The organism is Pseudomonas sp. BAV 4579, assembly GCF_009765395.1.
Classification (GTDB): Bacteria; Pseudomonadota; Gammaproteobacteria; order Pseudomonadales; family Pseudomonadaceae; genus Chryseomonas; species Chryseomonas aestiva.
This window is the reverse complement of sequence record NZ_WHOV01000108.1, coordinates 27,728-41,700: the sequence shown is the minus strand read 5'-3', so window position 1 is coordinate 41,700 and position 13,973 is coordinate 27,728. Positions and strand designations below refer to the sequence as shown.

General features: G+C 65.7%; 8 protein-coding genes. 6 read left to right on the top strand and 2 right to left on the bottom strand.

The features are described 5' to 3' along the window. The 6 genes from rlmF to GSQ95_RS26200 form a co-directional block, all read left to right on the top strand. The coding region (rlmF, locus tag GSQ95_RS19540) for a 23S rRNA (adenine(1618)-N(6))-methyltransferase RlmF (RefSeq protein ID WP_158973877.1) at positions 1-889 on the top strand (889 nt) is incomplete at its 5' end. Positions 890-1,368: 479 nt separating this feature from the next. Further along, entirely contained in the window at positions 1,369-3,006 is a 1,638-nt protein-coding gene (mqo, locus tag GSQ95_RS19535) for a malate dehydrogenase (quinone) (RefSeq protein ID WP_133862924.1), read from the top strand. A gap of 271 nt (positions 3,007-3,277) precedes the next feature. Beyond that, positions 3,278-5,917 carry a glucosidase gene (locus GSQ95_RS19530; RefSeq protein ID WP_158895251.1) on the top strand — a complete coding sequence of 880 codons (2,640 nt, stop codon included), beginning with the start codon at positions 3,278-3,280 and terminating at the stop codon, positions 5,915-5,917. Between the two features lie 120 nt (positions 5,918-6,037). Further along, on the top strand, positions 6,038-7,432 hold the full coding sequence (locus GSQ95_RS19525) for a diguanylate cyclase (protein WP_158895253.1): 1,395 nt from the start codon (positions 6,038-6,040) through the stop codon (positions 7,430-7,432). A 502-nt stretch (positions 7,433-7,934) separates the two neighbouring features. Further along, entirely contained in the window at positions 7,935-9,746 is a 1,812-nt protein-coding gene (locus tag GSQ95_RS19520) for an ABC transporter ATP-binding protein (protein WP_158895255.1), read from the top strand. A gap of 65 nt (positions 9,747-9,811) precedes the next feature. Then, positions 9,812-9,964 carry a hypothetical protein gene (locus GSQ95_RS26200; RefSeq protein ID WP_178118456.1) on the top strand — a complete coding sequence of 51 codons (153 nt, stop codon included), beginning with the start codon at positions 9,812-9,814 and terminating at the stop codon, positions 9,962-9,964. A 336-nt stretch (positions 9,965-10,300) separates the two neighbouring features. On the opposite strand, the gene treA is transcribed toward GSQ95_RS26200, so the two are convergent. Both treA and GSQ95_RS19510 read right to left on the bottom strand, forming a co-directional pair. Further along, positions 10,301-11,944 (bottom strand): alpha,alpha-trehalase TreA, encoded by a 1,644-nt coding sequence (gene treA / locus GSQ95_RS19515; protein WP_158895257.1) that lies wholly within the window; start codon positions 11,942-11,944, stop codon positions 10,301-10,303. A gap of 99 nt (positions 11,945-12,043) precedes the next feature. Beyond that, entirely contained in the window at positions 12,044-13,957 is a 1,914-nt protein-coding gene (locus GSQ95_RS19510) for a PAS domain-containing sensor histidine kinase (RefSeq protein WP_158895259.1), read from the bottom strand. Positions 13,958-13,973 lie beyond the last annotated feature (16 nt).

Sequence of the window (13,973 nt, the reverse complement as noted above, 5' to 3'; positions counted from 1 at the left end):
GCCCCTGCATCCCCGCAATCGCCACCAGGGCAGCTACGACTTTCCCGCGCTGATGCGCACGAGCCCGGCGCTCAGGCCGTTCGTGGCGCCGACGCCGCGGGGCAATCTGTCCATCGACTTCACCGATCCCCAGGCCGTCCGCGCACTCAATCGCGCGTTACTGGCGTTGCACCATGGCGTGCGCGATTGGGACATCCCTGCCGATTTCCTCTGCCCACCGATTCCCGGTCGCGCCGACTACCTGCATCATCTGGCCGATCTGCTGGCCGAGGACAATGGCGGCAAGATTCCTCGTGGCGCGACGACGCGCTTGCTGGACGTGGGTACGGGCGCCAATGGCGTCTATCCGCTGATCGGCTTCAAGGAGTATGGCTGGCATTTCGTTGGCAGCGACATCGCCCCGGCGGCGCTGGCTGCCTTCGGCCGCACCCTGGCGGCCAATCCGGATTGCGCCGCCGCCATCGAGTTGCGCCGCCAGCCGGATCCCCAGGCGATCTTCGCCGGTATCCTGCAACCCGGTGAGCGCTACGCCGCCACCCTGTGCAATCCGCCCTTCCACGCCAGCCCCGACGATGCCGTGCGCGGCAGCCGGCGCAAGTGGAAGAATCTGGGCAAGACCACCGGCAAGCAGGTACCCCTGCTCAATTTCGGCGGCCAGGCGGCTGAACTCTGGTGCCCCGGGGGCGAGGCCGTCTTTGTCGAGCGGATGATCCGCGAGAGTCGCGCCTTTGCCGGTCAGGTCGGCTGGTTCACCTGCCTGGTGTCCAAGGCCAGCAATCTGCCGCCGCTGCAGGCGGCGCTGCGCCGCGAACAGGTCAGCGAAAGTCGCGTGGTGGCCATGGCCCAGGGCCAGAAGCAGAGTCGCTTTCTCGCCTGGCGCTTCGTCTGATCGACCTCTCCACACTTGAACGACGACCCTCCGGCGGCTTTCCGACCGCTTTCGTCGGTGCCGCCGGCTCCTCGTGGAAAGCCGCCCAGACCGCTCCGGTTCGCCTGGAGCGGCAGCTGACGGGACTTTGACCGTCGTCACAGAGGGTTAGACTAAAGGCTAATAGGCAAAGCCAGTGAATTACGGGCTAGGCAGTCCTACCCCTTCCCTTTAAAATGTCCGGCAACAATTACGCCACGCGCACGCAGTCGCGCCCGAGACCTCTGTCGCCGGTCAGCCGCTGCCAAGGCCGCGCCTTGCGTTTTTGCTCCGACTCCTCCGGTGACTCATGAGAGAGGGGCGGTGGAGGGAAAAGAACCTGCCCTTGCGTGTTTCCGGCTGCATTCTGCCTTGCCCACTGCACATCCCCCATGTGCCATGGTGCCGCACCGCACCGAAACTCGATAAGCAGACCCAGCTTCTATCGAACGAGAGATCACATGCTGAAGAAAATGACTGGCGCGCTGCTCGGCGTCGCCATCGCCTCCGCCCTGGGCACCGCACAGGCCGAAGACACCAAGAAGGTCGACGTCCTGCTGATCGGCGGCGGCATCATGAGCTCCACCCTGGGCATCTGGCTGAACGAGCTGGAGCCGAACTGGACCATGGAAATGGTCGAGCGCCTGGACCAGGTCGCCGACGAGAGCTCCAACGGCTGGAACAATGCCGGTACCGGCCACTCCGCCCTGGCCGAGCTGAACTACACCCCGGAAGACAAGGACGGCAAGGTCACCATCGCCAAGGCCATCGAGATCAACGAAGCCTTCCAGATCTCCCGTCAATTCTGGTCCTGGCAGGTCAAGAACGGTGTCCTCAAGGACCCGAAGAGCTTCATCAACAGCACCCCGCACATGAGTTTCGTCTGGGGTGACGAGAACATCGCCTTCCTGAAGAAGCGCTACGAGGCGCTCAAGGCCAGCCCGCTGTTCTCCGGCATGCAGTTCTCCGAGGATCCCGCGCAGATCAAGCAGTGGGTTCCGCTGATGATGGAAGGTCGCGATCCCAAGCAGAAGATCGCCGCCACCTGGAGTCCGCTGGGCACCGACGTCAACTTCGGCGAGATCACCCGCCAGTTCGCCGCCAACCTGCAGTCCAAGCCGAACTTCAAGCTGAACCTGTCCAGCGAAGTCGAGAACATCACCCGCAATGCCGACGGCAGCTGGCGCGTGGAGTACAAGAACCTCAAGGACGGCAAGAAGACCGAGACCGACGCCAAGTTCGTTTTCATCGGCGCCGGTGGCGGTGCCCTGCACCTGCTGCAGAAGTCGGGCATCCCCGAAGCCAACGACTACGCCGGCTTCCCGGTGGGTGGCTCCTTCCTGGTCACCGACAACCCCGAGATCGCCCAGCAGCACCTGGCCAAGGCCTACGGCAAGGCGTCGGTCGGCGCCCCGCCGATGTCGGTACCGCACCTGGACACCCGCATGCTCGACGGCAAGCGAGTGATCCTGTTCGGGCCCTTCGCCACCTTCTCCACCAAGTTCCTCAAACAGGGTTCCTACCTGGACCTGCTGACCAGCACCAACACCCACAACGCCTGGCCGATGGTCCGCGTGGGCGTGGCCGAGTACCCGCTGGTGGAATATCTCGCCGGTCAGCTGATGCTGTCGGATGACGACCGCATGGCCGCCCTGCGCGAGTACTTCCCCAACGCCAAGAAGGAAGACTGGCGCCTGTGGCAGGCCGGTCAGCGCGTGCAGATCATCAAGCGCGACGCCGACAAGGGTGGCGTGCTGAAGCTGGGCACCGAGATCGTCGCGGCCAAGGACGGCAGCATCGCCGGCCTGCTGGGCGCCTCCCCGGGTGCCTCGACCGCCGCGCCCATCATGCTCAGCGTGCTGGAGAAGGTGTTCAAGGACAAGGTCGCGACCCCGGAGTGGCAAGCCAAGCTGCACCAGATCGTGCCCAGCTACGGCACCAAGCTGAACAGCGACCCGGCGCGCGTGCAGCAGGAGTGGAACTACACCGCCGAAGTCCTGCAACTGGCCACCCCGCCGGTCGCCACCGGCACCGAGAACGCCAAGGCCACCGCCAGCGCTCCGCGCGCCGAAAAGGCCGCCAACGACATGGCCCTGTAGCTCGCTGCCAGGCCCGCTGCGCGAGCGGCGGGCGCTTCGCGATGACCAGAAGGCCCCACGCCGACCCGGCGTGGGGCTTTTTTTCGTTCGCCGCTTGCCCGGGATAGAGCCCTTGCGCCCGCCCAGGCCCTGTGACGAAAACCGCAACGGCGTGAATTTTTTCCGGTCAGACAGGCACTAAAAACTGCAGCGATACGCCAAGGCAGGTCGTTGCACGCCACAATGGTGATCTATCCTCGAGCCTTAACCGTTACCTGAATCTGGAGACACGATGACGGCACATCCCGCCCCGGGCATCCTGCATACCCGAGAAGGCCAGCGCCTGGCTGATACCGATGCCGCCGCCTGGCGACAGTGGGGGCCCTACCTGAGCGAGCGCCAGTGGGCCACGGTCCGTGAAGACTACAGCGCCGATGGCGACGCCTGGCGCTACTTCCCCCATGACCATGCGCGCAGCCGCGCCTATCGCTGGGGTGAAGACGGCCTCGCCGGTTTCTGCGACAAGGCTCAGCAATGGTGCCTGGGCATCGCCCTGTGGAACGAGCGCGATCCCTTCCTCAAGGAACGGCTGTTCGGCCTGACCAACGCCGAAGGCAACCATGGCGAGGACGTCAAGGAGCTGTACTTCTACCTGGACGGGGTGCCAAGCCACGCCTACCAGAAGATGCTCTACAAGTATCCCCACGCCGCCTTTCCCTATGCCCAGCTCGCCGAGGAAAACGCCCGGCGCGGCCTGGAGGATCGCGAATACGAGATCCTCGATACCGGCGTCTTCGCCGAGGATCGCTATTTCGACGTCACCGTCGAATACGCCAAGCACACCCCCGACGACATCCTCATGCGGGTCACCGTGGAAAACCGCGGGACCGAGCGCGCCAGCCTGCGAGTGCTGCCGCAGATCTGGTCGCGCAACACCTGGGCCTGGACCGGCACCCCGCCGCGCTCCATGCTCAGCCTGGAAGGCGACCAGGTCCGCGCCAGCTATTTCGACCGGCCCGACCTGGTGGTCAGCGCCTGGGGCCCGCGCGAGGCCGAGTGGCTGTTCTGCAACAACGAAACCAACCTGCCCCGCCTGACCGGTGAAGCCGCCGAGGGCCCCTTCAAGGACGGCATCAACGAATACGTGGTGCGCGGCGCCCGCGAGGCGATCCGCCGCGACTTCGGCAGCAAGGCGGCTGCCCATTTCACCGTGGAGCTGGAGGGTGGCGCCAAGACCGTGGTCTACCTGCGCCTGGCGCCGACCAATGCGCTGTCGGTGGATGCCGATGCGATCTTCGCCGAGCGCATCGCCGAAGCCGATGCCTTCTATGCCGCCCTGCAGGAAAAGATCGCCGATCCCGATGCGCGCCTGGTGCAGCGTCAGGCCCTGGCCGGCCTGCTCTGGTCCAAGCAGCTCTATTATTTCGAGGTCAACCGCTGGCTCGACGGCGATCCCGCACAACCGACGCCGCCGGCGCAGCGCCAGCGCATCCGCAACGGCCACTGGCGCCACCTGCTCAATTTCGACATCGTCTCCATGCCGGACAAGTGGGAGTACCCCTGGTACGCCTCCTGGGACCTGGCCTTCCAGGCGGTGGCCTATGCCCTGATCGATCCCGGCTTCGCCAAGCAGCAGCTGCTGCTGCTGGTGAAGGACAGATTCATGCACCCCAATGGCCAGCTGCCGGCCTACGAGTGGAATTTCGAGGACGCCAATCCGCCGGTGCACGCCTGGGCCACCTGGCACGTCTACCTGCAGGAAAAGTCTCTGACCGGGGTCGGCGACCGGGTCTTCCTCGAACGCGTCTTCCACAAGCTGCTGCTGAATTTTTCCTGGTGGATCAACCGCAAGGACACCGAGGGTCGCAACATCTTCCAGGGCGGTTTCCTCGGCCTGGACAACATCGCCCTCTTCGATCGCTCGGCCCCCCTGCCGGAGGGCTATCACCTGGACCAGGCCGACGGCACCGCCTGGATGGCCGCCTATGCCCTGGACCTGATGCGCATCGCCCTGGAGCTGGCCAAGGAAAATCCGGTGTACGTCGATCTCGGGGTGAAGTTCTTCGAGCACTTCCTGCACATCGCCGGCGCCATCAACCACAGCGATGATCGCGAAGACGGCCTCTGGGACGAACAGGACGAATTCTTCTACGACGTCCTGCACAAGGCGGATGGCAGCGCCGAGCCGCTGCGCCTGAGGTCCATCGTCGGCCTCATCCCGCTGTTCGCGGTACAGGTCCTGGAACAGCGCGAGCACGAGGGCCTCCCCGGCCTCGGCGGACGACTGCGTGGCTTCCTGCGCCAGCGACCGGATCTCGCCCGGCTGGTCTCGCGCTGGACCGAGCCCGGCCAGGGCAATAGATTCCTGCTCTCGCTGCTGCGCGGCCATCGCACCAAGCTGCTGCTCAAGCGCATGCTGGATGACAACGAATTCCTTTCCGAATACGGCATCCGCTCGCTGTCCAAGGCCCACGAACAGCAACCCTTCGAGATGCGCCAGGCCGACGGCAACCTGCTCAGCGCCCGCTACCAACCGGCGGAATCGGATTCGCGGCTCTATGGCGGCAACTCCAACTGGCGCGGGCCACTGTGGATGCCGATCAACTACATGCTCATCGAGTCGCTGCACGAATTCCACCGTTACTACGCCGACAGCTTCTCGGTGGAATACCCCAGCGGCTCTGGCTACCTGGCCAATCTGGAAGAGGTCGCCGACGGCCTCAGCCAGCGCCTGACGCGGCTGTTCCTCAAGGATGCCGACGGCAAACGCCCGAGCATGGTCGACTATCCGCAACTGCAGAACGATCCGCGCAGTCGCGACCTGGTGCTGTTCCACGAGTATTTCCACGGCGAAAACGGCCGCGGACTCGGGGCTTCCCACCAGACCGGCTGGAGCGCCCTGGTGGCGCTGCTGCTGCAACCCCGCCGCTAGTCCGCCAACGCCCAGGCGCCGGTAGCGACCGGCGCCTGGGCGACTGCCGCAAGGCTACAGTTTTCCTCTGTCGCCCCGGATACTATGCTCTAGTCAGAGACCCCGCCCTCGCGAGCCCGCATGACTCACCCCGATGACGCCCAGCGTCTCCACGCCCTGAGCGAGCTGCAGATTCTCGATAGCGGTGTCGAAGCCGCCTACGAAGACATCGTCGCCTTGGCCTGCCAGCTGACCCGGGCGCCGGTGGCCTTCATCACCCTCGCCGATCGACATCGCCTCTGGTTCAAGGCCTGTCAGGGCATGACGGTAGCCGAGGTACCGGCCGACGCCTCGCTCTGCCACCTGGCGATTCGCACCCCTCGCCAGCCTTTTCTGGTGGAGGATCTGCAACGGGACCCGCGCGTCTCACACCTGAGGGCAGCACCCGGGCTGGAACGGATGCGCGCCTACCTGGGCATTCCCCTGCTCGACCGGCACGGGATCGCCCTCGGCACCCTCTGCGTGATGGACGACCGGGTCCGGCATTTCGAGGCGGCTCAGGTCGACAACCTGCAACGGCTGGCCCGGCAGGTCAGCATCCTGCTGCAACAGCGAGAGACCCTGCGCCAGCTGGAAGAGCTGGACATCAACTTTTCCGCCTTCATGAACAACGGGCCCTTCATCGCCTACATCAAGGACCGCGACTGGCGCTACCGCTATGTCAACGAGCCCTTTCTGCAGCAGCTGGAACTGACCCGTGACGAGGTCCTCGGCCAGGACGACTTCACCATCTGGCCAGAGGCGGCGCCACGCTTTCGCCAGGTCGACGAGCAGGTGATGAACGAACTCAAGCCGAGCCGACTCGTCGAGCGCATGACGGCTCCGGATGGTCGACGCCTCTTCTGGCAGTCCTACAAGTTTCCCCTGGTCACCCGGCAGGGCATCGCCCTGGCGGGGCTGTCGGTGGACGTCACCGAGCATATCGAGCAACAGCACCTGCTGGAGGCCTCGCAGCGCCAGCTGCTGGACATGATGCAGGCCGCCGAGCAACGCAGCGTCACCGATGCCCTGACCGGTCTGTTCAACAGACGCGCCTTCGACCTGCGCCTGGCCGAGCATCTGCGGCGCGCCGAGGACCAGGGCACGCCGTTGTCCATGCTGCTGATCGACGTCGATCACTTCAAGACCTACAACGACGCCTTTGGCCACCAGGCCGGTGATACCGCCTTGCAGACGGTCAGTCAGTTGCTGCTACAAAGCTGTCGCGACAATGACGCCTGCTTTCGCTACGGCGGCGAGGAATTCGCCATCCTGCTGTCGGGTGCCGATCTCACCGCGGCCCACTTGGTGGCCGAGCGTTGTCGGGCTGCCGTCGCCAACCATGCCTGGTCACGGCGTGCGGTGACCCTGAGTGTTGGTATCGCTACCCACAGGACCGGGATGGATGCCTACACCCTCACCGAAGGCGCCGACCGGGCGCTCTATGCGGCCAAGGGCGCCGGTCGCAACCGCATCGCCGCGGAACCCGGATCTTAATCGCCCGCCGTCCTTGAATCGCACCCAACAAAAAACCCGCCGAAGCGGGTTCTTTGTTGCGACCATCCCAACATCCTGTCAGGCGCCATCCTGGCCTGGTCTTCATCCGTTACCTCAGAGCTGCGCATCCTGCGCCGCAGATAGGTGTAGATTACGCAGCTCGCCGGGGCGGCAATATGGCCAGGTGACACCAGGGCGTGTAAGCCTTTTGCCATACCCTGCCCGCTTCGCCCGCCGACCCTGAATCGCGCCCAACAAAAAACCCGCCGAAGCGGGTTCTTTGTTGCGACCATCCCAACGTCCTGTCAGGCGCCATCCTGGCCTGGTCTTCATCCGTGACCTCAGAGCTGCGCATCCTGCGCCGCTGATAGGTGTAGATTACGCAGCCCGCCGGGGCGGCAATATGGCCAGGTGACACCAGGGCGTGTAAGCCTTTTGCTATAGCCTCGGGAACATGGCGACCGCCGCCTCGACTAATGCTGACCCTCGCCGAAGATCCGCCATGGCCCTCTCGACTTCCTTCGCTATCGTGCAACAGCAGATGCGCCGCGCTGCCGGCCTGGTCTGGAGCACCTCTCCCGCGCTGCTGATCGGCCTGGTTCTGGCCACCCTGGTCGCCGGCCTGCTGCCGGCACTGGCCGCCTGGCTGGGGCAGCGCATCGTCGATGCCGTGGTGGCGGCCATGCGGCTGCATGCCGAGCAGGGCCAGGCGCCGCTGTGGCCGGTGCTGAAGTTCGTGCTGGCCGAAGCCGGGGTACTGGCGGCCCTGGCGGGAGCCCAGCGGCTGCTGTCGGTGCAGCAATCGCTACTGCGGGTACGCCTGGGGCAGACCGTGAATCTGCTGATCCTGGAAAAGGCCCAGACCCTGTCCCTGGCACAATTCGAAGACGCGGATTTCTACGACAAGCTAGTGCGGGCCCGGCGCGAGGCGTCCATCCGGCCCCTGGCCCTGGTGACCAAGTCCCTGACCCTGTTGCAGAACCTGATCTCGCTCGTCAGCTTCGCCGTGCTGCTGGTGCATTTCTCGCCCTGGGCGCTGTTGCTGCTGGTGGTGGGTGCCCTGCCGGTGTTTCTGGCCGAGGCGCGCTTTTCCGGCGATGCCTTTCGCCTGTTCAGTCGGCGTGCGCCCGAGACTCGCCGCCAGACCTACCTGGAGACCCTACTTTCCCACGAGGCCTACATCAAGGAGGTCAAGCTGTTCGGCCTGGCACCGCTGCTGCTGGAGCGCTATCGCACCACCTTCACCAAGCTCTATGCAGAGGACCGTCGCCTCACCCTGAGACGTGACGGTTGGGGTTTCGTCTTTGGCCTGCTGGGCACCCTCGCCTTCTATGCCGCCTATGCCTGGGTGGTGCTCGATACCGTGCGCGGGCGTCTGAGCCTGGGCCAGATGACCCTCTATCTCACCCTGTTCCGCCAGGGTCAGGCCGCGGTCAGCGCCAGCCTGACGGCCCTTGGCGGACTCTACGAAGACAGCCTCTACCTGAGCAATCTCTACGACTACCTGGGCCAGCCGACCAGCGCCGAGGGCGGCAGCCTTACCGCCGGCAGCCAGCCCGGCGATGGCCTGAGATTCGACGGGGTCGGCTTCACCTATCCAGGCGCGACCGCACCGACGCTCAAGGACATCAGCTTTCACCTGGCGCCTGGCCAGAGCCTGGCCCTGGTGGGCGCCAACGGCTCGGGCAAGACCACCCTGATCAAGCTGCTGACCCGGCTGCATGCGCCTACCCAGGGACGCATCCTGCTCGATGGTAGCGATCTGCAGGAGTGGCAGCCGGCCGCCCTGCACAGGCGTATCGGCGTCATCTTCCAGGACTTCATCCGCTACCAGCTCATCGCTGGCGAAAATCTGGGGGTCGGCGACACCACGGCCTTCAAGAACGAGGCGCGCTGGCGCAAGGCGGCCGAGCAGGGCCTGGCCGACGAAGTCATCGCCGGTCTGCGCGAGGGCTACGAGACCCAGCTCGGACGCTGGTTCATGGGCGGTCAGGAGTTGTCCGGTGGGCAGTGGCAGAAGATTGCCCTGTCGCGCGCCTATATGCGCGAAGAGGCCGACATCCTGGTGTTGGACGAACCCACCGCCGCGCTGGACGCCGCCGCCGAGGCGGTGATCTTCGAGCGCTTTCGCGCCCAGGCGCAGCAGCGCATGACCCTGCTGATCTCGCACCGCTTCTCCAGCGTGCGCAATGCCGATCAGATCCTGGTGCTGGAAGGCGGCGAGATCCGCGAGCGAGGGGATCACGAGCAGCTGCTGGCCAGCGGCGGCCGCTATGCTCAGCTGTTCGATCTGCAGGCCAGAGGCTATCGCTGATCGCCGGTGGCGAACTTCGCGTGGAGGGCTATGCCCAAGGCTTAACAACCACTCGCGGAGGCCGCATGAACGATCAGATCAAGGAAAACCCCGACGACCTGGATATCGATCCGGACATTGCGCCCGATCCCGAAGAGCCCGTAGGCGAGGATCCGGATGACAAGCCGGTCGAGGAACGCCTGCCGCAGAAGAATCCGCGCGATCCGGAGTACAGTTGATGAACGCCATCCTGCCGTTGCCCGAGGACGAAGATCCGGAGGGGCTGCATCCGGCGGAGTTGCCTGCCGATGAGGACGATGCGCCACCGGTGGACCCGCTGTGACGCCTGGAGTCGGTATCCGGATGGAGCTGGCGTAGGGCTTGCCCTCACCCCAGCCCTCTCCCGGAGGGAGAGGGGGAAAGAGCGGCCCGTAGGTTGGGTTGAGCGTAGCGAAGCCCAACAGGTTCAGCCACGACCCCCAGATTGTTGGGCTTCGACGATAGAGCTGTCTCAGCCCAACCTACGGGTTGCACAACACGAAGAAGGTCCGCCGTTACGGGCCTTTTATTTGGCCTTATTTCGCGCCGGGTTGCGGCTTGTAGAGTTCAAGCAGCTTGAGCGTGACGCCGTTGGTCCAGCCGAAGCCGTCCTGCAGCTCGTACTCGCCGCCGCCGCCACCCTGGCCGCCGGTGAGGTCGTATTTCTCCACCAGCTTCTGCTCGCGGGTGTAGAGGTTCTGCACCTGGGTCAGGAAGCGGGTGCCGATGTCGGCGGCCAGCTTGTCCTGCTGGTAGCGGCGCAGGCCATCCACGGCGACCCATTGCAGGGGCGCCCAGCCGTTGGGCTCGTCCCACTGCTGGCCGGTCTTGACCGTGGTGGTGGCGATGCCACCGGGACGCAGCAACTGGTTGGCCACGGTCGCGGCGGTCTGGTCGGCACTGCTCTGGCTGGCAAGACCGACGAACAGCGGGAACAGGGTAGCGGCGGAAACCTTGTCGGTACGGCGCTTGGCCTGCCAGTCGAAGTCGGTGTAGTAACCGGCCGGATTCCACAGGTAGCGGTCGATGGCCTGCTGGCGGGTCTTGGCCTTCTGGCTGTAGGCCTGGACGCAACTGGCCTCGCCGGTCTTCTCGCAGGCCTTGGCGATGGTCTGCTCCAGGTGATAGAGCAGGCTGTTCAGGTCCACCGGGGCGATGGCGGTGGTGCGGATGGACGCCAGGGTCTTGCCATCGCCCAGCCAGCGCGAGGAGAAGTCCCAGCCACTCTCGGCCCCGGCGCGCAGATCGCGATAGACCTCGCCGGCCGGTCGGCCCTTGGCCTGGGCGGCGGTGGCCAGGTCTTCCAGGTAGGACTCCTGGCGCGGGGTATCGCGGGCGTCCCAGTAGCGATTGAGCAGGGTGCCGTCGGCCAGCCTGACCACATGGGCATTGGCCTGGCCCGGTTGCAGGCCTTCGGCCCCGGCCATCCAGTAGGCGTATTCCTTCTGCAGTTGCGGCAGGTAGCGACGATAGGCGGAGTCGCCTTCCAGACTGGCCTGCAGATCGACCATGTAGGCGAAGAACGGCGGCTGCGAGCGACTCAGGTAGTAGCTGCGATTGCCGTTGGGAATGTGGCCATAGACGTCGATCTCATGGGCGAAGTTGTCCACCATGTCGCGAACCAAGTCGGTGCGCCCGTCCTTGGCCAGTCCCAGCATGGTGAAGTAGGAATCCCAGTAGTAGACCTCGCGGAAGCGTCCACCCGGCACCACATAGGGCTTGGGCAGCGGCAGCAGGCTGCTGTAGGCCGGCACCTCTTCGTAGTGGCGGGTCAGTACCGGCCAGAGATCCTTGACGTGGGTCGGAAGGTCGGCCCCCGCCTTGGGCGGTGCAGCCTTGATCGGATCGGATTCTTCGAAGTTGGCGCTCACGAAGGCCTTGAGGTCGAAGCCCGGCTTGTCGCGCTGGGTCAGGTAGTCCTGGCGGATGTCGGCCGGATTGCGCTTGGGCAGGGCATCGACGAAGTGCTTCTGGTCACTGAACAGCTTGCCTTGCTGCACGGCGGCGAACAGCTCGGGATAGGCCTGGTCCGGCGGCACGGCGCGGGCGTTGCTGGCGTCGCGCCAACTCCAGGTCGGGGTTTCCGGCTTGCTGCCCTCATGGGCGCAGGCGGCGAGAAAGGCGATGGACAGGGACAGGACGAGCATCCGCGCGGGTGGCGCAGGTGGCAGGCGTTTCATGAAGCGCTCCTTTTCTTGTCGACACGACAGCAGCCGCAACGGACGTTGCGACACGAAAGGATCGACCATGGAGCGCCGCGACAGTTCGCCGCGACCGGCTCAGCCGCCCGGGCGCAGACGCCTTACGCAGCGCGCCAGCTCTTCCAGGCCGAAGGGTTTGCCGATGAGTTCGACGCCCTCTTCCGCCAGCTCCGGCAGGGACGCCGGGTCCGCCTGACCGGACAGATAGAGCACCGGTAGTCCGGGGCTGGTGGCCCGCGCCTGCTCGGCCAGTTGCCGGCCATCCAGCCCGGAGAGACCAAGACTGGTCACCAGCAGATCGATGCGCAGGCTGCCCGAGGCGATAAGCGCCACGGCGGTGGCGCTGTCGGCCACCGCCAGGGGAGTGTAACCCAGCTCCGCCAGTACCTCGCCGATGATGACGCGGACCTCGCGCTCTTCTTCGACGATCAGCGCACAGTCACCGGAGACCTCCGGCAGCACCGGGCCTTCGGCTTCGCCGGGAGCGGGTTCCACGGCGGGCTGAGCCAGCAGCCGCGGTAGATAGAGGCTGATGCAGGTGCCCTCGCCCACCACCGAATGGATCTCCACCTGGCCACCGGATTGGCGGACGAAGCCATAGATCATCGACAGTCCGAGTCCGGTGCCGCGTCCGCTGGGCTTGGTGGTGAAGAAGGGTTCGCAGGCGCGCTTGAGGGTATCGGCGTCCATGCCGGTGCCGGTATCGCAGACCTGGATACGGACGAAATCACCGGCCACGGTCTCGCTCGGCAGGCCGATGCTGAGCGGTCCGCTGACATTGTCCACGCGGATGCTCAGGTTGCCGCCCTCGGGCATGGCATCGCGGGCGTTGATGGCCAGGTTGAGGATGGCGTTTTCCAGCTGATGCGGATCGCAGTGCAGCAGCCAGAGGTCGGCGTCGAGCTGGACGTCCTTGCGGATCTTCTTGCCCAGGCTGTGACGCAGCAATTCGTGCATGCCCTGCACCAGCTGGCCGGCATCCACCGGCCGGGGTTCGAGCACCTGGCGGCGGGCAAAGGCCAGCAGGCGCTGGGTCAGGGCCGCGGCGTTCTCGGCCGAGCGGGTGGCGGTGTCCAGGTAGCGTTCCAGCTCCTGGATGCGCCCCTGCTGCACGCGGCGACGCATCAGATCGAGCGAGCCGACGATGCCGGTCAGCAGGTTGTTGAAGTCGTGGGCGATGCCGCCGGTGAGTTGGCCGATGGCCTCCATCTTCTGCGCCTGGCGCAGCTCCTCTTCCAGGGCGATCAGCTCCTGGCTGCGTATCTCGATGCGCTCCTCGAGGTTGCGATTGAGTTCGTCCAGGGCCTCGCGGGTATGGACGGCTTCGCTGACATCACGGGAAATGGAGAGGAATCTCAGGGGCTGGCCGTCATCGCCCAGGATCGGCGTGACCACCACGTCCCACCAGCGCCGGGTGCCCTTCGCCGTGGGCGCCAGCCCGGTGAAGCGCCCGATGCCGCCCTGCCGCGCCGCCTCGATGGCGGCGGTCACCTCATGGCGCTGCCCTTCGGGCCAGAGTTCGGCCCAGGGACGGCCCTGGAAGGGAATGAAGTCGTCGATCTCCATGACCACCAGGCCGCCCGGATTCATGTATTCCAGACGCCCGTCCAGATCGATCAGCTTGATGCAGTCGACGCTGCAGACCATGACGCTGCGCTTGAAGGCCTCGCCCTGCCAGAGCTCGGCTTCATGGCGGCGCTGCGCGGTGACGTCGAGCAGCACGCCACCAGCCTCGCGGCGCTGGAATTGCAGGCAGCGCAACTGACCATCGGCGCCCTGGCGCCAGGCCTCCCAGACCTGGCCCGCGGCGGGCAGCAGTCCCTCGGGTGGCGTGCTGCGACTCTGCAGCCCGCTGAGCAGCTCGGCGGGCGAAAGGCCCCGGGCCAGCGCCTCGACGTCCCGTTCCAGCATGGCCGCACAGGCGGCATCCGCGCGCCATTCGGCGCGGCTGGGATCGTATTCGAACAGGCCGACGGCAAGGAATTGGGACATGGTGGGTAGGTGGCCA

Excerpts from the sequence above, each read along its gene's own strand:
- mqo (WP_133862924.1), top strand. The coding sequence starts at position 1,369 with ATGCTGAAGAAAATGACTGGCGCGCTGCTCGGCGTCGCCATCGCCTCC.
- GSQ95_RS19530 (WP_158895251.1), top strand. The coding sequence starts at position 3,278 with ATGACGGCACATCCCGCCCCGGGCATCCTGCATACCCGAGAAGGCCAG.
- GSQ95_RS19525 (WP_158895253.1), top strand. The coding sequence starts at position 6,038 with ATGACTCACCCCGATGACGCCCAGCGTCTCCACGCCCTGAGCGAGCTG.
- GSQ95_RS19520 (WP_158895255.1), top strand. The coding sequence starts at position 7,935 with ATGGCCCTCTCGACTTCCTTCGCTATCGTGCAACAGCAGATGCGCCGC.
- GSQ95_RS26200 (WP_178118456.1), top strand. The coding sequence starts at position 9,812 with ATGAACGATCAGATCAAGGAAAACCCCGACGACCTGGATATCGATCCG.
- treA (WP_158895257.1), bottom strand. The coding sequence starts at position 11,944 with ATGAAACGCCTGCCACCTGCGCCACCCGCGCGGATGCTCGTCCTGTCC.
- GSQ95_RS19510 (WP_158895259.1), bottom strand. The coding sequence starts at position 13,957 with ATGTCCCAATTCCTTGCCGTCGGCCTGTTCGAATACGATCCCAGCCGC.